Below are 21,448 nucleotides of genomic sequence, written 5' to 3' on the forward strand. Positions count from 1 at the left end.
GCGCGCGCAACTTGTCCGCGCATGCGTAGCACGACCCGTATGCCGTACCGGCGCACGAAACAGTTCACGCGTCCCTGCCGCCCGCAGGGGATTGCCCGGCGCGCCCTGAGGCCGCCATGGATTGATCGTGCGGACGCTCCGCGCCGACACCCACAACCAACCACCAACCGCCATGGCAAGACTCGACACGTTCCACATCCCGCCTGAGGCCTGGGGGGCTCCGTTCCGCCTGGAGGGCGACGAGGCGCGGCATCTCGCCAAGGTGTTGCGGCTCGGCCCGGGCGCGCGGGTGCGCTGTTTCGACGGCGCGGGGCGGGAGGGCCTGTTCCGGGTGGTCTGCGTGCGCGGCGGCGTGGAGCTGGAGCAGGAGTCGGAGCAGTACTCGGCTCCTTCCGGCGGCGCGTGGCTGGCGTTGGGCTGGAACAAGTCGGCGCGTCGCGGCTGGTTGTTGGAGAAGGCGGTGGAGCTGGGCTGCGGCGGCATCCTGTTCTGGGAGGCGTCGCGCAGCCAGGGCGGCATGCCCGCCGAGCCCAAGGAGAGCTGGCGCGCGCAGCTGGTGGCGGGGGCCAAGCAGTGCGGGAGCGTCTGGCTGCCTGAGCTGGAGATGGTCTCCGGCGGGGCCTCGGGGCTTGCGGAACGCTGCGGGGCGATCGAGGGCAAGTACCTGGCGTGGGAGTCCCGGGGGGTGTCGCGGGGGCTGGGCCTTGAAGACTTGACCGGGCATGGCGGACGTGTTTTCGTGATCGGCCCCGAGGGCGGTCTGACGGACCCGGAGGCCGACGTGCTGCGGAACGCCGGATTCCGGGCCGTGACCCTGGGTCCCCGGCCGCTGCGCTGGGAAACGGCTTCGCTGTTGTGTCTGGGCCTTGCCTGGTGGGCAACGTCGTCTGGTGGTCCATCAACGGGCGGAATGCGATGAACGCGTGGATTCTTGCCGCGGAGGCCTTCGCGGTCTACGGGCTCGTGCTGTGGTCGCACTCGCTGCGTCACAGATATGGTCTGGCCTTTTTCTATGCCCTGTTGGGCAGCCTCACGGCCATCATGTCCTGGGTCACGGACGCCGGGGTTGCGGTGCAACTGGGCGACACCACCTATCTGGTGGGGTCCACGGTGTTCTACACGTCGCTGTTGCTGGGCGTGTTCGTGGTCTACGTGTTCGATGGCCCCCGGGCCACGCGGGTGGCCATCCTCACGGTGGTGGGCGTCTCGGCGCTGGTGCCGCTCATCTCCGTGGTCCTGCATCTTCAAACGAAGATTTCCAGCACCGTGCCCCTGGCGCTGGTGCCCATCCCGAGTCTGCGCGTCAACATGGCCTCGGTGCTCACCACGCTGGGGGACCTGCTGTTCCTGGCCATCAGCTGGGAGTTTCTACACGACAAGAAGCGGGCGCTCCCCCTGGCGGCCAAGGCGTTTTTGACGCTCCTGGGCGTGATGTGGCTCGACGTGGCGCTCTTCAACACGGCTGCGTTCCTGGGGTCCGGCAACTATCTTTCCATCATGACCGGGACACTGACGAGCCGTCTGGTGATCTGCGCGTTCGCGGCCCCGATCCTCTGGGCCTACCTGAGCTGGCAGAACGCCATCACGGGCGTGGAGATGCCGCACCGGCCGGTTTTCGCCATCCTGCAGGAACTCTCGGAGGTGCGCGTGGAGCTTCAGACCGCACGCGAGGAGATCAAGCGGCGCATGCAGGTGGAGGCCGCCCTACTGAAAAGCGAGCGGCGCTACCGGCAGCTGATCCTCAACGCCTCCGAGCCCATCGCGGTGGTGCACAGCGGGCTCTACGCCCTGCACAACGCGCGCCTTCTGGAGCTGACGGGGCTCTCCGAAACCGACGCCCGCACGGCCACCTTCGAGGACTTCGTGCACCCCGCCCAGCGCGCCCAGGTCCGCCAGGTCCTGGACCAGGCCCTGGCCCGGCACGGGCTGTCCAAATCCCTGGAGTTCAAGGCCGTGCGCGGTTCGGGGGACCTCATCGACGTGCAGGCCAACATCGTGGGCATCGATTGGGACGGCGACGGGGCCGTGCTGGTGTTCCTCCACGACGTCACCGAGCAGCGCCGCGCCGAGGACAGGCTCCGGGCCGACGCCACCATGGACCAGCTCACGGGGGTGCTCAACCGCCGGGGGTTCATCGAGAGCGCCGAGGCCAAGGCGGAGCGGCTCCAGCGTGAGCGCCGGGGCTATACCGTGCTCTACCTGGACGTGGACCGTTTCAAGGAAGTCAACGACGCCCACGGCCACCTGACCGGCGACAAGGTGCTCCGGGAGGTGGCCCGCGCCGCGCGCGACCAGATCCGTGAGGGCGACGTGCTGGGCCGCGTGGGCGGCGACGAGTTCGCCGTGCTGCTCGCGGGCTCGTGTTCCAGGGAAGCCCGGTCGGTGGGCCAGCGCATCGTGGAGCGCATCCCCGGAGCGTGCCGCGAAGGCGAGGCGGCCTGCTCCGTCACCGTGAGCCTCGGCGTGGCCAGCCTGGAGCCGGGGATGGAGGAATCCTTGCATCAGGTGCTGGACAGGGCCGACAAGGCCATGCTGGCGGCCAAACGCGACGGGCGCGACAGGGTGCGCGTCCACGGCGACGCCCCCGCGCCCGACAAGGATTCCGGGAGCTGACCCATGCCGCCCCTGGCACACGCCATCAGGCCCGCCTCGTTCGAGGAGTTCACGGGCCAGTCCCACGTGATCGCGCGCCTGGAAGGGATGCTTTCGGCCCCCAGGCTGCCCAGCATCCTCTTTTTCGGCCCGCCCGGGTGCGGCAAGTCCACCCTGGCGCTCCTGCTGGCCAAAGCCAAGGGCCTGCCCTACGTGCGCGTGAGCGCCCCGGAGGCGGGGCTTGCCGCCCTGCGCGGGCTCATCGCGGGCAAGGAAATCCTCATCCTGGACGAGCTGCACCGCTTCTCCAAGGCCCAGCAGGACTTCTTCCTGCCGCTTCTGGAGCACGGCGACATCACCCTTCTGGCCACCACCACCGAAAACCCGTCCTTCTCCGTGACAAAGCAGCTGCTCTCGCGCCTGCACGTGATGCGCCTGCGCTCCCTCTCCCACGGGGAGCTGGCCGTGGTGGCCCGCCGGGGCATGGAGGCCCTCCGCCTGGACCTGCCCCAGGAAAGCGTGGACCTGCTCTGCTTCGCCTCGGGCGGCGACGCGCGCACGCTGCTCAACCTCCTGGAATACGCGGCCCAGCTGCCGCCCGAGAAGCGCGAGGCGGGCACACTCAAGCAGAACCTCCCCGAGCAGGTGCTGCGCGGCGACCGCGACGCGGACCAGCACTACGAACTGGCCAGCGCCTTCATCAAGTCGATCCGGGGCTCGGACCCGGACGCCGCCCTCTATTACCTGGCCTGCATGCTCGAATCCGGGGAGGATCCGCGCTTCGTCACGCGCAGGCTCATCCTCTCGGCCTCCGAGGACGTGGGCCTGGCCGATCCGCGCGCCCTGCCCCTGGCCGTGGCCTGCCAGCAGGCCGTGGAGATGGTGGGCATGCCCGAAGGGTTCATCCCCCTGGCCGAGACCACGGTCTACCTGGCCCTGGCCCCCAAGAGCAATTCGACCTACGCCGCCTATCTGGCCGCGCGCAAGGAGGTGCTGGCTCAGGGCGTGCGCCCCGTGCCCCTTCACCTGCGCAACCCCTCGGCCAAGCTGCAGCGCCAGTGGGGCTTCGGAGAAGGCTACAAATACCCCCACGCCTACCCCGACGCCTGGGTGGAGCAGCGCTACATGCCCGACGGCATGGACGGCGTGACCTTCTACCAGGAGAAGGGCATCGGCGAAGAGCCGAAGCTCGCTGCACGGATCAAGGCCCTGCGCAAGAAACACTGAGCCATTCCCCAAGGGACCATCACCATGCAAGCAGATCAGACCTACCTGATGCTCTTCGAGCCCAATCGCCCCGACTTCCTCCAAACCATGACCGACGAGGAACGGTCCGTCATGACGGCGCATGGAGCGCACTGCCGGGAACTGGCCGCTCAAGGCCGCGTGGTGCTCCTGGGCGTGTGCACGGACGGCGCATACGGGGTGCTGGTGTTCCGCGCCCAATCTCCTGAAGAGTCGCGGGCGTTCTTCGAGGCCGATCCTGCCGTGCGCGCAGGCATCGTCACTCCCCGGCTGCATCCGTTCCAGGTAGCCATGCCCTGAGCGCCCGGCGCCTGCAGGTCCACGCATGCAACGAAAACGCCTGATCATCTACGGGAGCTGTTTCCTCCTTGCCTTGCTCACCGGCACGGTGGGCTTTCACCTGATCGAGGGGCTGAGCCTCTTCGACGCGTTGTACTTCACCGTGATCACCATGGGCACCGTGGGCTACGGGGACATCCACCCCTGGTCCACCGAGGGCAAGACGCTGGCCATGGTCCTGGTGTTCGCGGGAGTGGGCACGTTCGTGGCCGTGGCCGAGTCCGTGGCGGAATCGGTGTTCGCGGGCAAGGAGGAGCAGACCAAGCGCGAAAAGCGCAACATGATCCGGGGCATCTTCTTCTCCGACGTGGGGCTCGAGTTGCTCACCCGGCTCGTGCGGGCCGACCGCGACACGGCGGGGCTCTCGGAGGGCCTGCGCGTGGACGCCACGTGGGAACCATCCCGCTTCCGCCAGGCCTCGAAACTGCTGGAGGGCCACGATTTCGCCCTGGACCCGCACCGTCTGGACATGAACGCCCTGCGCGCCCTTCTGGCCGAAAAGTCCGACCTGCTCCTGCGGCTGCTGGAAAACCCCAGCATAGGGGAGCACGAGGCCTTCTCGGACACCCTGCGCGCCATCTACCATCTGCGCGACGAGCTCATGTGCCGCCCGCCAGACCTGGACTCTCTTCCCGAGAGCGACCTGCGCCACCTGGCCGGGGACGCAAGCCGGGTCTACGGGCTGATCAGCGCCCAGTGGATCACCTACACGGGCTACCTCAAGGCCAGCTACCCCTACCTCTTCTACCTGGCCGCGCGCACCAACCCCTTCAACCCCGAGGCCAGCGTCATCGTGCGGGGATAACGGGGTTGACCGGCATTTGACGACTTGCATGGTTCCTAAACTTTATCTTGCATGAGAACGAAAGTGCCTATAAATTATTGCCGCCTTCTCTGGGGCGGTATGGGGCATTCCACGGACCTACCGGGCCATCCTCCACCTCTGTCTCCCCTCTCTGCCACAGTCGACTGGGTTCCTGTTCCGTTTGTTTCTGCATTCAGGTCCTGACGTGGCGTTTCGTGGAGGCATGGATTCCCCCCCTACCTGGCGGCAAACAGCGGAGATCACTTTCAGGGAGAAACCGATGCGTGACAGACTCAGAGTCGCACTGTGCGATCTTCGCCACACCACCTGTGGCATCCACTCCACCTATGTACCCATCGGCATCGGCTACATCGGCGCACACTTGATTGGAACGTTCGGCTCCGACAAGATAGATCTGCGCCTCTATACCGATGTCGACACCCTGATGAACGACATCCAGTCATGGCGTCCCGAGGTGGTGGGGGTCTCTAACTATTGCTGGAACTCCAATCTGTCCTACAGCATGCTCGCCTTCGCCAAGAAGGTGAACCCGGAGACGCTCTGTGTCATGGGCGGGCCGGACGTTCCCGACGAACCCGGCGAGTGCCTGGAATACATGACCCAGCGCCCCGCCCTGGATTTCTACGTTCACGATCACTTCAACGGGGAGCAATCCTTCGTCGATCTCGTGCAGGCGGTTTATTTCGGACCGTCGGGCCTGGCTGGCGTCCAGGAAGCCCCTACTCTGGGGAGCATGTGCATCTCGCCTTCCACGCGCCAACTGCTTCGCGGAGAGCGCCAGAAAATCAACAAGAAACTAGACTTCATCGCCTCGCCGTATCTCATGGGCATTCTGGACAAGTGGCTCTCCGACAAATACGTCCCGTCACTCCAAACGACCAGAGGCTGCCCCTATTTCTGCGCCTATTGCCATACGGGCTCCAACCTGAAGGGACATGCCGAATTCAGCGCGGAACGCATCAAGCGGGAAATTGATTACATCTTCGCCAGGACCTCGAAGATCAACAGCAACAGACTGGCTATCTTCGATTCAAACTTCGGCACCACGAAGCACGACTACGAGATCGCCGAACACCTGCAAAAGTACGTCCTCGAAACGAACTGGCCCCTCTTCATCGATTCGGAAACATCCAAGGTCAATCCGGACAGGGCCTTCGCCATCACGAAAATGCTCGGCCACCGGTTCAGGTATGGTCTCTCCCGACAGACCATGAACAAGACCACTGAGGCGATCATCAAAAGGACCAACATTCCGTTGGACAAGTGTTTTTCCATTGCCCGGGAACTCAAGGTCATGGGACAAGATCCCATCGTTTGCGAGATCATCGTGCCCATGCCTGAAGAGACCCTGGCCTCCTACATCGATGGGCAGAGACAACTAGTGGACGCCGGCATCAACCCCGGAGCCACGTACACCACCATGATGCTCAAGGGCACCCCCCTCGCTTCACCCGAGTTTCGAGCGCGCTACGGCATGAAAACCAAATACCGCCTTCTCCCTCGCCAATTTGGAGAATACGACGGGAAGCGGGTCTTCGAGATCGAAGAAGTGTGCATAGCAACCAACACACTCTCGTTCGAGGATTACAAGTACATCCGCATCTTCACCCTGCTTGTGGAAACCGTCTGTTGCGAGCAAATGTCCTTCATCCTGCGGCATGCCCGGGAAGCCGGAGTGGGCATGTTCGACTACACCTTGGCTCTGTGTGACGACATAGTGAAAGGCCTCTCCCCCATGTCGCCCATCTTCGAGGCCTTCATCGACGAGACACGCTCCGAACTCTTCGACTCCCCACAGGCCATCCAAGACTTCTTCTCCACCGACGAAAATTTCAATGCCCTTCTCGCGGGGAAACTCGGCGACAACCTCATTCGCAAGTATCTGAGCAAGATCTTCTTCCAAGACTGGAACATTCTTGTGGATTATTTCTACAACAAGCTCCTTGCAATGGCCCATGATCGGCTCTCCGCCAATGACAGGGAATGCCTTGACGCAGCACGCCGCTTCGCTCAGCGGACCATGCGCCTCAACCGCCTTTTCGTCGACGCTTCGGCCGTGAACGAATCCACCAGCATGGTCCTGCCGTGCGATGTCCTTGCCTGGCACACAAACCCCTCGGCCAAGCTCACCGACTACCACAGACCGGCAGAATACGTCTTGGGTTACGACAAGGAACACTGCCTCAAGCTCATCGATGAACTCCGCAACATCCACAAGACCTCGGACCCCGAACATCTCGTGGGCAACCTGTTGTGGCGCAACTGGAAGGTCAGGGAATTCTGGGCATTCAAGCAGATTAACTAGACTGAGCTGTAGCGTACCACCGTCTGAACGAGCCACGCCGCCCAACGGTGCGTCGGCTCGTTCGAGACGGACGCAATGGAAGCCTCCCGAGCACACATCACAAGCGTTTCGTCAGTGACGCATCCGATACCTGCCGGGGGGCTTCCTTATGACCAAGCACTTCTCTTTCCGGCGAGTTTCCTTCGAAGCCCGGCGTCCGCTTCCAACTTTGTGACAAGATTCACCCCCCTTCATCTCTGGGGCGTTTGGTGCTAATCGCCTCATATCATGACTTCCTTCCAGGACTTCTTCACCGGCAAGGCCCTGGCCTTCCTCCACCGCGCCGCGGACCTGGCCTTGGACGAGGACGGCCCCGACCTCACCGCACGCGCCGTCTTCTCACCCACGGACCGCCTCACGGCCCGCATCCGCGCCAAGGAACCCACGCTCGTGGCGGGCCTGCCCATGGCCGACGTGGTCTTCGAGCGCATGGGCATCCTGGAGGCAGTGGCCCGGGTCTACCACGCCCAGGACGGCGATCTGGCCCTGCCCGACGGGGCGTCGCCCCCCTGTTCCGAGGCGGCCCGGCGCGCCCGGCGCGGCCCCGTGGTGGCCGTGTTCGAAGGCCCGGCCGAGGGCCTGCTCAAGGCGGAACGGGTTATCCTCAACTTCCTGTGCCACCTCTCGGGCATCGCCAACCTCACGGCCCGCTACGTCTCGGCCCTGGAGGGCTCGCGCACCCGCCTGCTGGACACCCGCAAGACCCTTCCCGGCCTGCGCTACCCCGAAAAATACGCCGTGCGCGTGGGCGGCGGCCACAACCATCGCATGGACCTGGCCGTGATGCTCATGCTCAAGGACAACCACGTGGACCGCGCCGGGGGCGTGCCCCAGGCCGTGGAGGCCGTGCGCCGCTCCCTGCCCCGGGACTGCCCGCCCCTGGAGGTGGAATGCCGCTCCCTGGACGAGGTGCGCCAAGCCGTGGCCCTGCGGCCCGAACGCATCATGCTCGACAACATGGACATGGAAACCATGCGCCATGCCCTGGAGACCATCCCGCCGGGCATCGAGACCGAACTCTCCGGCGGTGTGAGCCTGGAACAGCTTCCCCAACTGGCCCGCCTGGGGGCGGATTTCGTCTCCGTGGGCCGAATCACCCACTCCGCTCCCTACGCGGACTACAGCATGCAACTGGACAAGGCCTGACACCATGAGCGATTCCAAAGACTTCGACACCATCGAGAGCGTCCGCGCCCGCCTGGGCAAGGATCTGGTCATCCTGGCCCACCACTACATGTCCGACGCCGTGGCCCGCCACGCCGACCACACCGGCGACTCCCTGGAACTCTCCCGCCGCGTGCCTGGCCTGGAGGCCCGCTACATCGTTTTCTGCGGGGTATTCTTCATGGCCGAGACGGCGGCCATCCTGGCCAAGCCCGGCCAGAAGGTGCTCATCCCGGAGATGAACTCCCGCTGCGTCATGTCGGACATGGCCCCGGCCTGGCTGGCCGCCAAGGTGCTGGACCGCCTGGAAGAAGGCGGCCTGACGGCCACGCCCCTCACCTACGTGAACTCCTCGGCGGCCGTGAAGGCCCTGGTGGGCGCGCGCGGCGGCTCGGTGTGCACCTCGGCCAACGCCAAGACCATGCTCTCCTGGGCCATGGCCCGGGGCGGCCACACCCTCTTTCTCCCCGACGTGCGCCTGGGCCTCAATGCCGCTGACTGGATCGCCCTGCCCAAGGAAGACCGCAACATCCTGGACATCCGCGAGCACGGCCAGGCCATCGACCTGGAACGCGCCCGCCGCGCGAAGCTCCTGCTGTGGCCCGGCCAGTGCGTCATCCACTCGCGCTTCAAGCCCGAATCCATCCGCAAGGCCCGTGCCGAATCGCCCGGCTGTCTGGTGGTGGTGCACCCCGAATGCCACCCCAACACCGTGGCCCTGGCCGACGCCTGCGGCTCCACGTCGCTGATCATCCGCTTCGTGGCCGAAGCCCCCGAGGGTTCCACCGTCTACGTGGGCACCGAATTCAACCTGGTGAACCGCCTGGCCCAACAGTACAGCGGCGTGAAGGTGGTGCGCCCGCTGCTCCACTCCACCTGCTCCAACATGGAGAAGATCACCGAGCCCAACCTCGCCAGGCTTCTGGAAAACCTGGACGGTTCGCCCTCGGTGGAGGTGGACGAAGCCCTCAAGGAACCGGCGAAGCTGGCCCTGCAACGCATGCTGGACGCCTGCGCGCCGAAGAAAGGCTGAACCCGCCGTGGCCAAGCCCCCGGCCACCCCGGCCACCCAGTTGCTCAAGGCCCGCAAGGTGGCCTTCACGGCCAGGCCCTACGACTACGTGGACCACGGCGGCACCGGACGCGCCGCCAGCGAGTTGGGCGTGGACGAGCACGCCGTGGTGAAGACCCTGGTCTTCGAGGACGAATCCGGGCGGCCGTTCCTCGTGCTCATGCACGGCGACCGCGAGGTGTCGCTCAAGGAGCTGGCCCGCCAGATGGGTGTGAAGTCCGTTACGCCCTGCGCGCCGGAGGCCGCCCAGCGCCACACCGGCTATCTGGTGGGGGGCATCTCGCCTTTCGCCACGCGCAAGCCCTTGCCGGTGTGCTTGGAAAAGAGCATCCTCGCCCTGCCCCGCGTGCTGGTGAACGCGGGGCGGCGCGGCGTGCTGGTGGAAATCGAGCCCCGCGTGTTCCAGGAACTTCTGTCCGTCACGCCAGTCGAGGCGGGCCGCTAGCCAGGCCGGGAGGCCCCATGTACCAATTCCGCAGCAAGACACAGGTCCTGGTCATCGGTTCCGGCTCGGCGGGCTGCGCCGCCGCCCTGACCCTGGCGGACAAGGGCTTCGAGGTCACGCTCCTCAGCGCCGGCGACAAGCTCACCGACGGCAACTCGGCCCTGGCCCAGGGCGGCATCGTGCACACCGGCCCCGGCGACTCGCCCAAGCTCCTGGAGCGCGACATCCTCACCTGCGGGGCCAACCACAACCACCTGGCCGCCGTGCGCCACCTGGCCCGCAAGGGGCCGGAGGTGGTGTCCCAGCTGCTCATCGACAAGCTCGCCGTGCCCTTCGAGCGCGGCCGCGACGGCCAGTACCACCTCACCAAGGAGGGCGGCCACAGTCTGCCGCGCATCGTGCACTGCGCCGACTCAACGGGCCGCTCCATCATGGAATGCATGGTCCGGGCCGTGGAGGCCCACCCCAACATCACCGTGCTCACCCGGCGCACGGCCGTGGACGTGCTCACCTCGCACCACCACGCCTCGCTCATGGAGTACAAGTACCATCTGGTGAACCAGGCCCTGGGGGCCTACGTGTTCAACGAAGCAACCGGCGTGGTGGAGACCATCCTGGCCGACTACACCATCCTGGCCACGGGCGGCGTGGGGCAGATCTACCTGCACACCACCAACACCCGGGCCTGCGTGGGCTCGGCCCTGGCCATGGCCTACCGCTGCGGCGCGCGCTTCCTGAACATGGAGTACATCCAGTTCCACCCCACTTCGCTCTTCCACCGCGCCGACCGCCGCTTCCTGATCACCGAGGCCATGCGCGGCGAGGGGGCCAGGCTCGTCAACGCGCGCGGCGAGGCCTTCATGCCCCGCTACGACGCCCGCGCCGACTTGGCCCCGCGCGACATCGTAACCCGGGCCATCATGGAAGAGCTCCTGCGCTCCGGCGAGGACTGCGTGTTCCTCGACGCCGCCAACCACGTGGACGACGTGGCGCGCCGCTTCCCCGGCATCGCCGCCAAGTGCGCCGAGATCGGCATCGACATCGCCCGCGAGCCCATCCCCGTGGTCCCCGCCGAGCACTACTCCTGCGGCGGCGTGCTCGTGGACGTGTATGGCCGCACCACCGTGGACCGCCTCTACGCCGTGGGCGAGTGCAGTTGCACCGGCGTGCACGGGGCCAACCGCATGGCCTCCACCTCGCTCCTGGAATGCATCGTCTGGGGCGTGGGCGCGGGAGCCTACATCGGCCACCGCTACGCCTCCAAGCCCAAACTCCCCAAGAAACTCCTGGACTCCATCCCCGACTGGGTCTCACCCGGCCAGGACCGCAACGAGGACCCCGCCCTCGTGGCCCAGGACTGGACCACCATCAAGTCCACCATGTGGAACTACGTGGGCATCCACCGCACGGCCTCGCGCCTTAAGCGCGCCTTCGAGGACCTGCGGGACCTCAACGTCCACCTGCACGACTTCTACCGCGAGACGCCCCTCTCCAAGCCCATCGTGGACCTCTTCCACGGCTGCCAGGCCGCCTACATCATCACGCTCCTGGCCATGCGCAACACCCGGAGCCTGGGCTGCCACTACCGCGTGAACTGAAGGACGCGTGAGCCAGGGGCCGCCGCGCAACGCCCTTGCGCGGCGCGCGGTCCCGCGTCGGCCAGCGAAGCCGGACGCCCAACGAAAAAGGCTGCGGCCATGGCCGCGCCCCGAGGTTGCTGACAAACTCGGCTTTGCGGCTTTTTCAGCAGCCCTGCGCGAAGCGCAGCCTGGAGCAGGGCGGCTTTGCCGCCCGTAAGCGTATCTCGCAAACCCCGCTTCGGGGTTTGGCGTCAAGCAAAAGGGCGCGGCCATGGCCGCGCCCTTTGCTGCAATGCCTCCGCGAGAGCGCCGGACTAGATGGAGAGCTTCGCCTCGGGCTTCTTGCCCAGGGTGAAGAGGTCCAGCAGCGAATGGCTCACGAAGATGGCCGTGAACATGGAAGCCACGATGCCCAGCATGAGCGTCACGGCGAAGCCGCGGATGGGGCCGGTGCCGTACTCGTAGAGCACGATGGCCGCGATGAGCGTGGTCACGTTGGCGTCCAGGATGGTCAGCGTGCCGCGCGCGAAGCCCTCCTTGATGGAGGCGCGCCAGGGCAGGCCCAGGCGGATCTCTTCGCGAATGCGCTCGAAGATGATGATGTTGGCGTCCACCGAGAGGGCGATGGTCAACAGGATGCCCGCGATGCCCGGCAGCGTGAGCGTGGCCCCGAAGAGCGAGAGCCCGGCCATGATCAGCACCAGGTTGAGCACAAGGGCCACGTTGGCCACCACGCCGGACAGCCCGTAATAGACCAGCATGAACAGGGCGATGGCCGCGAAGGCCACGCCGATGCTCATCATGCCGTTGTCGATGGACTCCTGCCCCAGGGAGGGGCCCACGGTGCGCTGTTCGAGCACGGTGACGGGGGCGGGCAGCGCGCCGGCGCGCAGCACCACGGCCAGGTCGCGGGCCTCGGTGTCGGTGTAGCGGCCGGTGATCTGGGCGCGTCCTCCGGCGATCTTGTCCTGGATCACGGGGGCGGAGTAGGCCTTGCCGTCCAGGATGATGGCCATGCGCTTCTTGAGGTTCTCGCCCGTGACGCGCTCGAAGATCTTCGCGCCGCGCTGGGTGAAGACAAGGCCCACGTAAGGCTGGTTGTTGTTCTGGTCGAAGTTCACGCGGGCGTCGGCGATGTGCTCGCCCGTGAGCACCGCGTCGGACTTCACCACCAGGGGCTTTTCCGCATACTCGCCGCCGGGGGCGGAAACGCGTTCCATCACCAGCTCGCGGCCCGGGGGCAGGTTGCCCTTCTGGGCCTTGGCCACGTCGGCGGTTTCGTCCACGATCTTGAATTCCAGGTGGGCGGTCTTGCCCACCAGGGCGATGGCGCGCTCGGGGTCTTTCATGCCGGGCAGCTGGATCTGGATGCGGTCGCCGGACTGCTTGCGGATGTCGGGCTCGGCCACGCCGAACTGGTCGATGCGGTTGCGGATGGTCTTCACGGCCTGGTCGAGGGTGAGGCCTTCCAGGTTCTTCACGTACTCGGGCTTGTACTGCACCACATACTTGACCTTGTCGTCCTCGACCGCCGCGCTGGAGGCCACGGCGAGCGAGGGAAAGTCGCGCTTGAGCAGTTCGTCGAATTCGGCCTTCTTGCCCGGCGTGGCCAGCACGAACTCCAGGCGGCGGGCGTCCAGGAGATTCTGCCGGATGACGGTCAGTTCCTTCTCCTGGGCCTGGGCCTTGATGTCCTGTCCGGCCTGGGACAGGGAGTTGGCCAGGGCCTTGTCCAGGTCAACGCCCAGGGTGAGGTGGATGCCGCCCTTGAGGTCGAGGCCGAGGCTCACCTGCTTGGCGGGCAGCATTTTGCCCAGCGGCGATTGCCGCACGGATTCGACGGACGGCAGGGTGAACACGAGCCCCAGGACGAGGACGATCCCCACCACGATCAGACGCCAGGACAGGCTGGACATGCACGCTCCTTGGAATGCGCGAAAGGGGAAACCCCAGGTTTCCCCTCGCGAATGGTCGATCAGACGGACGGAAGCGGAATTATTTCTTCTCTTCCGGCGCGTCGCTCTTGGGTTCTTCGGCCTTTTTCTCGACGGCCTTGGGGGCCTCGTCGGCCTTCTTGCCCTTCTTGTTCTGGGCCTGGGCCTGCACCATGTCGGCCAGACCGGCCACGTAGCTGCGCATCACCGTGATGACCACGCCGGGCGCGATCTCCACGTTGACCTTGTCGTCGGTGATGGAATCGATGCGCCCGTAGATGCCTCCGCCGGTGAGGATTCGGTCGCCGCGTTTGAGATTCTTGAGCATCTCGCGCATTTCCTTCTGCTTCTTCTGCTGCGGACGAATCAGCAGGAAGTAGAAGATGACGAACATCAGGATCAGCGGAAGGAAGGACATCAGCCCGCCCTGGCCGCCGTCGGCGCCCCCCGCGGGCATCTGTCCCATGGCATGGGCCACGCTGGTCAGAAACATTGAATCCTCCAGTGGTTGGTTACGTGTTCTTCCAGCCTAGCAGGCAACGTAGAGGTTGCCGTACGGACGGTGGGAGAACGGCTTCACGCGCTGGAAGGGTTCAGCCAAAACGGCCTTCAAGTCAACCCCGAATTCCTGGCAGAACTGTTCGAGGTTGGCGGTGATGAGCTTCATGTCCTCTTCGTCCACCGGTTCGGTCTTCAAATGGGGTCCCAGCTGTTCCAGGGGAACTTCACCGCGCACGTAGATCACGCCGCCGTGCATGCCGGTGCCCAGCGAGCGCCCGCAGATGGGCGCAGAGGGTTTGCCGGTGAACATGCCCAGCAGGATGATGGCCCCGCCGGCCATGTACTCGCCCAGGAAGTCGCCGGCCTTGCCGCCGATCACCAGCACGGGGAACTTTTCCTTGTAGGCCTTCATGTGGATGCCCACGCGGTAGCCCACGTCGCCCTTCACGAGCACCTTGCCGCCGCGCATGGCGTAGCCCACCACGTCGCCGGCCATGCCGTCGATGACCACGAGGCCGTCGTCCATGGTGTTGCCCACGCCGTCCTGGGCGTTGCCCTGCACGTGGATGGTGGGGCCGCGCATGAAGGCGGCCATGTCCTGCCCCGGCACGCCCTTGACCAGGAACTTGAGGTCCCCGTCCAGGCCGTCGGCGATGTAGCGCTGGCCGCGCACGTTGATGATCTCGAACTCGGTTTCGCCCTGGGCCACCAGTTCGCGGATCTGCTTGTTCAGCTCACGGTAGTAGACGTTGTCGGCGTCGAGCAGCATGTCGCTCCCTCACTGGAGGGGGAGTCTCCGGCGGCAAGGCCAGGGGCTCTGCCCCTGGACCCCGGCAGGGCCCTGCCCTGCACCCGCTGGGGGGAATGATTCCCCCCAGACCCCCTCGGTTATGGCTTCGCCGTTCACCGCACGCATGGCCGGTGACGCCCGCGAAGCCCACTAAAGTTTTTTGGAAGGGGGTTCGGGGGAAACCTTTTGTTCACAAAAGGTTTCCCCCGATATTCTCTTCCTAGTCTTCCAGCTTCACGATGACGGGTTCGCCCGCCTTGGGAGCCCAGACGTTGTCCAGTTCGCGGCAGACGTCGCGGATGGAGGACTCCTCGCTGGACATGAACACGTTGGCCCCGCTTTCGGCGATGACCAGGGGCCGCAGCTTGATGCGGTCGTTCAGGCCCATGAGGCACGTGCCGTCGGAGACCAGGATGGCGAAGGGTCCGTTGAGCAGCGCCGAACCGTAGACCATGCGCAGGGCGGTGAAGGCCTGCTTCTGTTCCTCGGGCATGCGGTCGATCTCGTCCCAGAACGGGGGCGCGAAGACCCAGGAGGCCATGCGCAGGGAGAGGCCGTGCTTGCGCACCAGGAGGTCCAGCTCGTAGGCCACCACCTCGGTGTCGGTCATGAGGGTGCACTCGTAGTCGTGCTCGCAGAGGTAGCGGCGGTTGATGCCGTAGGAGCTGATTTCGCCGTTGTGCACGATGGACCAGTCCAGCAGAGTGAAGGGGTGCGCGCCGCCCCACCAGCCGGGAGTGTTGGTGGGGAAACGGTTGTGACCGGTCCAGATGTAGGCGGAATACTCGTCGAGGCGGAAGAACTCGGCGATGTCCTCGGGGAAGCCGACGCCCTTGAAGGCGCCCATGTTCTTGCCCGAGGAGAAGACGAAGGCCGGGGTCTTCTTGTTGATGTGCATGATGACGTTGACGACGTAGTCCTTCTCGTCGTTGGTGCGCCACATGGGCCGGTCCATGCCCTGCTTGGGGGTGAGGAAGAACCGCCAGACCAGGGGCGGGTTCTTGATCACGGGGGTGGGCTTGGTGGGGATGGGCTGCGATTCGTGGATGGTGAAGAACAGCTTCACCAGTTCCTCGGCGCGGTCGAGCCCTTCCTGGGTGTCGGCCATGATGTGGAAGGCGTACTTGTCGGCGTGCTCGGGATAGATGCCGTAGGCCGCGAAGCCGCCGCCGAGGCCGTTACCCCGGTCGTGCATGGTGCACATGGCCTGGATGGGCATGGACCCGGGGATGAGCTCGCGCTTGGTGTTGATGACGCCGAAGACGCCGCACCCCGAGATGTCCTTCTGGAAGTCGTAGTATCTTTCTGGTGCCTTCATGGGCTTTCGCGTCTCCTTAAACGATCTCTTGGGCGCCGACGGGATTGAACTTCTCGTCGAAGAAGCCTTCCGGCCACTGGAGGATGGAGGGCTGTCCGCCCACGAGCTTCTCCTTGACGGCCGGGTCCAGGGGGAACTTGAAGCGGATGAAGCCGGTGTAGAGCCCGGCGGTGTCGATGTCGCCCACGAGCACGTAGCCCACCAGGCGCTCGTCCTTGAAGACGAGCTTGCGGTAGGTGCCGTGTTCCTCGTCCAGGGCGTCGAACACCTCGATGCCGGTCTCGTCCGGGGCGGGGTTCACCACGCCCACGGAAACGGTGGGCAGGCCGTAGAAGGAGATGGAGTTCATGGCCAGGCCGCCCGTGTAGGGGCTTTGGCCTCCGGCCATGTTCTTGCCCGCGTAGAAGCCCTGGTTGAAGGCGTTGGGCCAGATGGGCACCACGCGGTTCTCGTCCAGGATCAGGTCCTTGGCCTGGGCCACGTCTCCGGCCGCGAACACCGAGGGATCGGAGGAGGCGAGGGATTCGTCCACCACCACGCCGCGGTCCACCTTGATGCCCGCGTCCTTGGCCAGGGCTGCCGCAGGGACCACGCCGATGGCGATCACCACGGCCTGGGCGGGCAGGAAGACGCCGTTCTTGAGGGTGACGCCCTGCACCTCGCCGTCGGGTCCGCGCTTGATCTCGGTGGCCTGGGTGGAGCAGTGCACGCTGATGCCCACTTCCTCCAGGCGCTTGGAGACGAGGTTTCCGGCCTTGTCGTCGAAGGCGGCGGAGAGCACGCGGGGGGCCAGCTCCACGATGGAGACCTTCACGCCCCTGTCGTGCAGGGCCTCGGCGGCCTTGAGGCCGATGAGGCCGCCGCCGATCACCACCACCTGCTTGCAGTTCTTGGCCACGTCCACCAGTGTTTCGGCGTGGGCCAGGGTGGTGAAGGAGTAGACGCCGGAGCCGTCCTTGCCGGGCAGGGGCGGCACGAAGGGCACGCCGCCGGTGGCCAGCAGGAGCCTGTCGTAGGGGTAGTTGTGTCCGTCGGCGGTGGCCACGGTCCTGGCCTTGGTGTCGATGGAAGTCACCTTTGCGCCAAGGATCATTTTGACCTTGTTCTTGTCATAGAAGGTGACGGGCCTCAGCTGCATGCGCTCGGGGCCGATCTTGCCGGCCAGCAGGTAGGAGATGAGCGGGCGGCCGTAGGTGGGGGAGCTCTCCTCGGAGACCACCAGGATCTCGCCGTCGGGATCGACCCTGCGGATGCCCTCGATGGCTCCCACGCTGGCCACGCCGTTGCCCACGATCACGTATTTCATCGGTATTCTCCGCTTAGTCCTTGCCGCGATCTTCGAAGACCAGGCCAGCGTTGGGGCAGGCTTCCACGCAGGCGGGGGTGTCGCGTCCCGCGCACATGTCGCACTTGACGATCTTTTCCTTGAACGGGTGCCTGCGGATGGAGCCGAAGGGGCAGGCCATCAGGCAGGACCAGCAGCCCACGCACTGCTCCTCGTTGTATTCGCAGCGCCCGGTCTCCGGGTTCTTGGTGAGGGCGCCGGAGATGCAGGCGGCCACGCACATGGGCTCTTCGCAGTGGCGGCAGGAGAGGGCCACGCAGATGGGGCCGTCCTGGGCCACGTTGCGGCGCGGCGCCAGGCCTTCCTGGGCCTTTTCCACGTTGTGGGCCAGGATGGTGTCTTTGGTCTTGGAGTGGGCGGTCACGCAGGCCACCTCGCAGAGGTGGCAGCCGATGCACACTTCCTTGTTGGGATAGATCTTCTTCATGGCGGGTTACCTCCCGGCGGCCTTGACGCCCAGGGTGTCGAGCTCCACGGAGTTCAGGCCCACGGCGCGCAGCTTGTCGCGGTTGCCGCGCAGGCTCTCGATGGAGTTGAGCCCCATGCCGCCCAGCATCTCCTCGATTTCGTGGGACCAGGCCCGCACGAGGTTGACCATCTTCTTGGCCGCGATGTCGGGGTTCTGGCGCTTGGCCAGGTAGGGGTCGTTGGTGGCGATGCCCCAGGGGCACTTGCCGGTGTAGCAGCGCGCGCAAAGGGTGCAGCCCACGGAGAGCAGCGCCGCGGTGGCGATGTACACGGCGTCCGCGCCCAGGGCGATGGCCTTCACCACGTCGGCGGAGCAGCGCGTGCCGCCCGCGGCCACGATGGAGGCCTGGTTGCGGATGCCTTCGTCGCGCAGGCGCTGGTCCACGCTGGCCAGGGCCAGCTCGATGGGGATGCCCACGTTGTCGCGGATCATGGCCGGGGCCGCGCCGGTGCCGCCGCGCACGCCGTCGATGGTCACGATGTCCGCGCCGGCGCGCACGATGCCCGAGGCGATGGCCGCCACGTTGTGCACCGCCGCGATCTTCACCGAAACCGGCACCCGGTAGGCGCTGGCTTCCTTGAGGGCGAAGATGAGCTGGTGGAGATCCTCGATGGAGTAGATGTCGTGGTGCGGCGCGGGCGAGATGGCGTCGGAGCCCAGGGGGACCATGCGCGTCTCGGAGACCTTGGCGTTGATCTTCTCGCCGGGAAGGTGGCCGCCGATGCCGGGCTTGGCGCCCTGGCCGATCTTGATCTCGATGGCGCCGCCCGCGTTGAGGTAGTCGCGGTGCACGCCGAAGCGGCCGGAGGCCACCTGCACGATGGTGTTGGCCCCGTACTGGTAGAGGCTGTGGTGCAGGCCGCCCTCACCGGTGTTGTAGAAGGTGCCCAGCTCGGTGGCGGCGCGGGCCATGGCCACGTGCAGGTTGAAGTTGATGGAGCCGAAGCTCATGGCCGAGAACATGATCGGCGTGTTGAGCTTGATGTTGGGCTTCATCTCCGTCTTGACCTTGGGCCCCTGGTCGGTCTGCTCGAACTGGAGCGCGTTGGGCTTGGCGCCCAGGAAAGTGCGCAGCTCCATGGGTTCGCGCAGCGGGTCGATGGAGGGGTTGGTGACCTGGCTCGCGTCGAGGAGCATCTTGTCCCAGTAGACGGGGATGTCCACGGGGGAGCCCATGCCCGCCAGGAGCACGCCGCCGGAGTCGGCCTGTTTGTAGATGTTCTTGATGAACACCGGCCGCCAGAGGGCGTTGGGCTTGAAGGTGGAGGGCTTCTCCTGGATGAGCAGGGCCTGGGTGGGACAAAGCGCCTCGCAGCGGTGGCAGCCGATGCACTTGGTGTTGTCGTGGCGCACGCACTGCCGGGCTTCGTCCCAGTAGTGCACTCCGTAGGAGCACTGACGCACGCACACCTGGCAGTTGATGCAGGCTTCCTTGTCCCGGACGACGAAGAAGTCGTGGTAATTCTTGTTGATTGGGGCGAAGGCCAAGACGGTCACCTCTTTCGGATCGTTTTGGAGGGGGTCGCGAGGGCCGGCGTTGGTGCGCCCACCCCGGCCCGCTCCCCCATGGAAGACGCGGGCCGAATTGTCCCGAGGCATGGGTGGCCCGGGCACACGGAATGCGGGAAAGGGAGCATGTGTATTTCGGGCCTTCGCGTCAAGAGGAAAAACGGGGGAAAAACGGTCACAAACCCAGGCCAGGCCTCGAAATCCGGCCAAAATCGCGGGTTCATGGGCATTTACATTATGGAAACTTTTTTTGGCCCGTTCCGCTGGCCGCACCAGAGTTGTCAGGGGCGGAAGGAGCGTGCCGGAAGGCAAACAGCCCGTGGATTCTGGCTTGCAGAGGTGTTTGGGGGGATGGGGCTGCGTGCTGGAAAGGGTGAGTACGTTTTTGTCGTTTTGCGTTTTATCTCATACCAATTAAGTATGATTTATGATCGACACAACCTCTTCACGACAAGTTCGAGGGACGGCAGATATGGGATGCTGCAAGTGCGCGGAATGCAGGTGGCCGAACCAGCAGGAGGTGGTATGGAAGGATGAAGAGGGGGATGGAAGGGAACAAGCTCCACCGATGACCTTGACAACACGCATTCATTGCGTACCATCTTCGCATGGTCACCGTCCGGCGATTCGGTAAGGCCCGGATCACGATTCTCACGGGTGACCATCTGCCGCCCCATTTCCATGTGGACACACCGGAGGGCGAACTCTGCGTGGACCTTACGTCCGGAGAAGTGAAAGGCGACAAGACCGCCCGGCGCAGCGGCAAGGTCGCCCTGGAATGGGCCGCCGAAAACCGTGACTCTCTTTTCACCATCTGGCAGGAGCTGAACCCGTGAAACGCGTGCCCTGGCCCTTCGGCCCCAAGGCCATCGCCGCCGTGGAGCCTTTGCCGGAGCAAACCCTGGCCGTCTCCTGGGCGGACGGTTCCCGCTCCACCATTTCCCTCGCCGTGTGGATCGAATCCAAAGGCATCCACCGCCTCCGGAACCCGGAACTCTTCGCCAAGGCCCACGTGGGCGAATACGGATCCACTGTGGCCTTCCTCGACGACGACCTGGAAATCGACTCCGTACACCTGCAGCTGCTCGAAAGCGAACAGCGCGGAGCGCCCCTCACCCCCGACGGACTGCGCCGATGGCGCGAGCGCCACGGGCTCACCCAGGCGCAGGCCGCCCGCGAACTGGGCGTAAGTCCCCGCCAGTGGCAGAACTACGAATCCGGCGCATCCTTCCTGCCCTGGACCCTGGCGCTGGCCTGCGCGGGCTGGACGGCCATGCGCGACCGCGCCGCCTAGCCCCGCCCTCCTCCTCTCACGCCTCCTCATCCCCATCCAGGCGGCCATCTTCGCCTTTGCCCTGCGCAACAAGCTCCACAGGTGATCCGGCCCGAATTTTCGCAATCATTTTTCATTCTTTTCGCCCGGCGGGATACGGCGCGCAAACGCCCCGCGACGAGGCTTCCGCGTAGGGGCCGCACACCCCGCACATCCAGTCCAACCGTCTGAACATAAAGCATATTATTACAGCACAGCCCTCCCGCTCCCCCTCTTTCGGACATGGGTCAGAACGACTCAATCCGGGTCATAGCGCATCACACCGAAAACCCACCTGCTACAAATTTGTAGCCCATGATTCCCTATGACTCTTATGCCACCATCGGCATACGTTGACAGTCAACAGGCACCTTCCTAAACGTACCCTAGACTTCTGTCCGGGCGTATTCATCGCGCTTTGCATCAAGAAACGACGCATTATGCCACATCAGACACAAGTTGAAGCGCAAGATGCATCACGACAATGCCCGCGCAACACATCAGACGCGGACATCATGGGCGGATCGGAAGATTATGTCAGGCGCGACATAGTCATGCATGAAGGAAACGAAGGCGTTTGAAGCGTGCGCCCGCAGGACCGGCGGCGAGGCCCCGGCCGCGCGTCCCGGAGGGGGCAGGCGGGCATCCAGCGGCAACAACCAA

19 protein-coding genes are annotated in these 21,448 nt (G+C 65.3%); 12 read left to right on the top strand and 7 right to left on the bottom strand.

Annotated elements, in window-relative coordinates:
* Positions 1–172: 172 nt before the first annotated feature.
* The 10 genes from NNJEOMEG_RS10915 to nadB all read left to right on the top strand — a co-directional run bounded on the left by NNJEOMEG_RS10915 (position 173) and on the right by nadB (position 11,625).
* Positions 173–919, top strand: coding sequence for a 16S rRNA (uracil(1498)-N(3))-methyltransferase (locus tag NNJEOMEG_RS10915; RefSeq protein ID WP_173084318.1), 747 nt, complete (start codon positions 173–175; stop codon positions 917–919).
* Positions 916–2,613, top strand: a complete 1,698-nt coding sequence (locus tag NNJEOMEG_RS10920) for a GGDEF domain-containing protein (RefSeq protein WP_173084320.1) — start codon at positions 916–918, stop codon at positions 2,611–2,613. Before NNJEOMEG_RS10915 ends, NNJEOMEG_RS10920 begins: the two co-directional genes overlap by 4 nt.
* A 3-nt stretch (positions 2,614–2,616) precedes the next feature.
* Entirely contained in the window at positions 2,617–3,819 is a 1,203-nt protein-coding gene (locus NNJEOMEG_RS10925) for a replication-associated recombination protein A (RefSeq protein ID WP_173084322.1), read from the top strand.
* 24 nt (positions 3,820–3,843) lie between these two features.
* Positions 3,844–4,137 carry a YciI family protein gene (locus NNJEOMEG_RS10930; protein ID WP_173084324.1) on the top strand — a complete coding sequence of 98 codons (294 nt, stop codon included), beginning with the start codon at positions 3,844–3,846 and terminating at the stop codon, positions 4,135–4,137.
* Positions 4,138–4,162: 25 nt separating this feature from the next.
* Positions 4,163–4,981, top strand: a complete 819-nt coding sequence (locus NNJEOMEG_RS10935; RefSeq protein WP_173084326.1) for a potassium channel family protein — start codon at positions 4,163–4,165, stop codon at positions 4,979–4,981.
* A 280-nt stretch (positions 4,982–5,261) separates the two neighbouring features.
* Positions 5,262–7,307, top strand: a complete 2,046-nt coding sequence (locus NNJEOMEG_RS10940) for a B12-binding domain-containing radical SAM protein (RefSeq protein WP_173084328.1) — start codon at positions 5,262–5,264, stop codon at positions 7,305–7,307.
* 267 nt (positions 7,308–7,574) lie between these two features.
* A complete protein-coding gene (gene nadC / locus NNJEOMEG_RS10945) occupies positions 7,575–8,492 on the top strand; it encodes a carboxylating nicotinate-nucleotide diphosphorylase (RefSeq protein ID WP_173084330.1) in 918 nt (305 codons plus the stop codon).
* Positions 8,493–8,496: 4 nt separating this feature from the next.
* Entirely contained in the window at positions 8,497–9,543 is a 1,047-nt protein-coding gene (locus tag NNJEOMEG_RS10950; RefSeq protein ID WP_173084332.1) for a quinolinate synthase, read from the top strand.
* Positions 9,544–9,550: 7 nt separating this feature from the next.
* Positions 9,551–10,027, top strand: a complete 477-nt coding sequence (locus tag NNJEOMEG_RS10955; RefSeq protein WP_173084334.1) for an aminoacyl-tRNA deacylase — start codon at positions 9,551–9,553, stop codon at positions 10,025–10,027.
* Positions 10,028–10,044: 17 nt separating this feature from the next.
* Positions 10,045–11,625 (top strand): L-aspartate oxidase, encoded by a 1,581-nt coding sequence (gene nadB / locus NNJEOMEG_RS10960; RefSeq protein ID WP_173084336.1) that lies wholly within the window; start codon positions 10,045–10,047, stop codon positions 11,623–11,625.
* 296 nt (positions 11,626–11,921) lie between these two features.
* Here nadB and secD read toward each other — a convergent pair whose 3' ends face one another.
* The 7 genes from secD to NNJEOMEG_RS10995 all read right to left on the bottom strand — a co-directional run bounded on the left by secD (position 11,922) and on the right by NNJEOMEG_RS10995 (position 19,452).
* Positions 11,922–13,523: a protein translocase subunit SecD gene (secD, locus tag NNJEOMEG_RS10965; RefSeq protein WP_173084337.1), complete on the bottom strand. Its 1,602-nt coding sequence runs from the start codon at positions 13,521–13,523 to the stop codon at positions 11,922–11,924.
* 79 nt (positions 13,524–13,602) lie between these two features.
* The gene (gene yajC, locus NNJEOMEG_RS10970) at positions 13,603–14,034 is read right to left on the bottom strand and encodes a preprotein translocase subunit YajC (protein ID WP_173084339.1); all 432 of its coding nucleotides are present in this window, start codon (positions 14,032–14,034) and stop codon (positions 13,603–13,605) included.
* Between the two features lie 36 nt (positions 14,035–14,070).
* Positions 14,071–14,811: a GltB/FmdC/FwdC-like GXGXG domain-containing protein gene (locus NNJEOMEG_RS10975; protein ID WP_173084341.1), complete on the bottom strand. Its 741-nt coding sequence runs from the start codon at positions 14,809–14,811 to the stop codon at positions 14,071–14,073.
* A 241-nt stretch (positions 14,812–15,052) separates the two neighbouring features.
* Positions 15,053–16,150 (bottom strand): class II glutamine amidotransferase, encoded by a 1,098-nt coding sequence (locus NNJEOMEG_RS10980; RefSeq protein ID WP_173084343.1) that lies wholly within the window; start codon positions 16,148–16,150, stop codon positions 15,053–15,055.
* 16 nt (positions 16,151–16,166) lie between these two features.
* Complete coding sequence (locus NNJEOMEG_RS10985) at positions 16,167–17,456, bottom strand: NAD(P)/FAD-dependent oxidoreductase (protein WP_173084345.1); 1,290 nt, start codon at positions 17,454–17,456, stop codon at positions 16,167–16,169.
* A 13-nt stretch (positions 17,457–17,469) separates the two neighbouring features.
* The gene (locus tag NNJEOMEG_RS10990) at positions 17,470–17,922 is read right to left on the bottom strand and encodes a 4Fe-4S dicluster domain-containing protein (RefSeq protein ID WP_173084347.1); all 453 of its coding nucleotides are present in this window, start codon (positions 17,920–17,922) and stop codon (positions 17,470–17,472) included.
* A 6-nt stretch (positions 17,923–17,928) separates the two neighbouring features.
* Positions 17,929–19,452 carry a glutamate synthase-related protein gene (locus tag NNJEOMEG_RS10995; protein ID WP_173084349.1) on the bottom strand — a complete coding sequence of 508 codons (1,524 nt, stop codon included), beginning with the start codon at positions 19,450–19,452 and terminating at the stop codon, positions 17,929–17,931.
* 629 nt (positions 19,453–20,081) lie between these two features.
* On the opposite strand from NNJEOMEG_RS10995, the gene NNJEOMEG_RS11000 reads away from it, so the two are divergent.
* Together NNJEOMEG_RS11000 and NNJEOMEG_RS11005 are read left to right on the top strand one after the other, a co-directional pair.
* Positions 20,082–20,309 (top strand): DUF4160 domain-containing protein, encoded by a 228-nt coding sequence (locus NNJEOMEG_RS11000; RefSeq protein ID WP_173084351.1) that lies wholly within the window; start codon positions 20,082–20,084, stop codon positions 20,307–20,309.
* A complete protein-coding gene (locus tag NNJEOMEG_RS11005) occupies positions 20,306–20,767 on the top strand; it encodes a helix-turn-helix domain-containing protein (RefSeq protein WP_173084353.1) in 462 nt (153 codons plus the stop codon). Before NNJEOMEG_RS11000 ends, NNJEOMEG_RS11005 begins: the two co-directional genes overlap by 4 nt.
* Positions 20,768–21,448: the final 681 nt, after the last annotated feature.

Source organism: Fundidesulfovibrio magnetotacticus (genome assembly GCF_013019105.1).
Lineage (GTDB): Bacteria > Desulfobacterota > Desulfovibrionia > Desulfovibrionales > Desulfovibrionaceae > Fundidesulfovibrio > Fundidesulfovibrio magnetotacticus.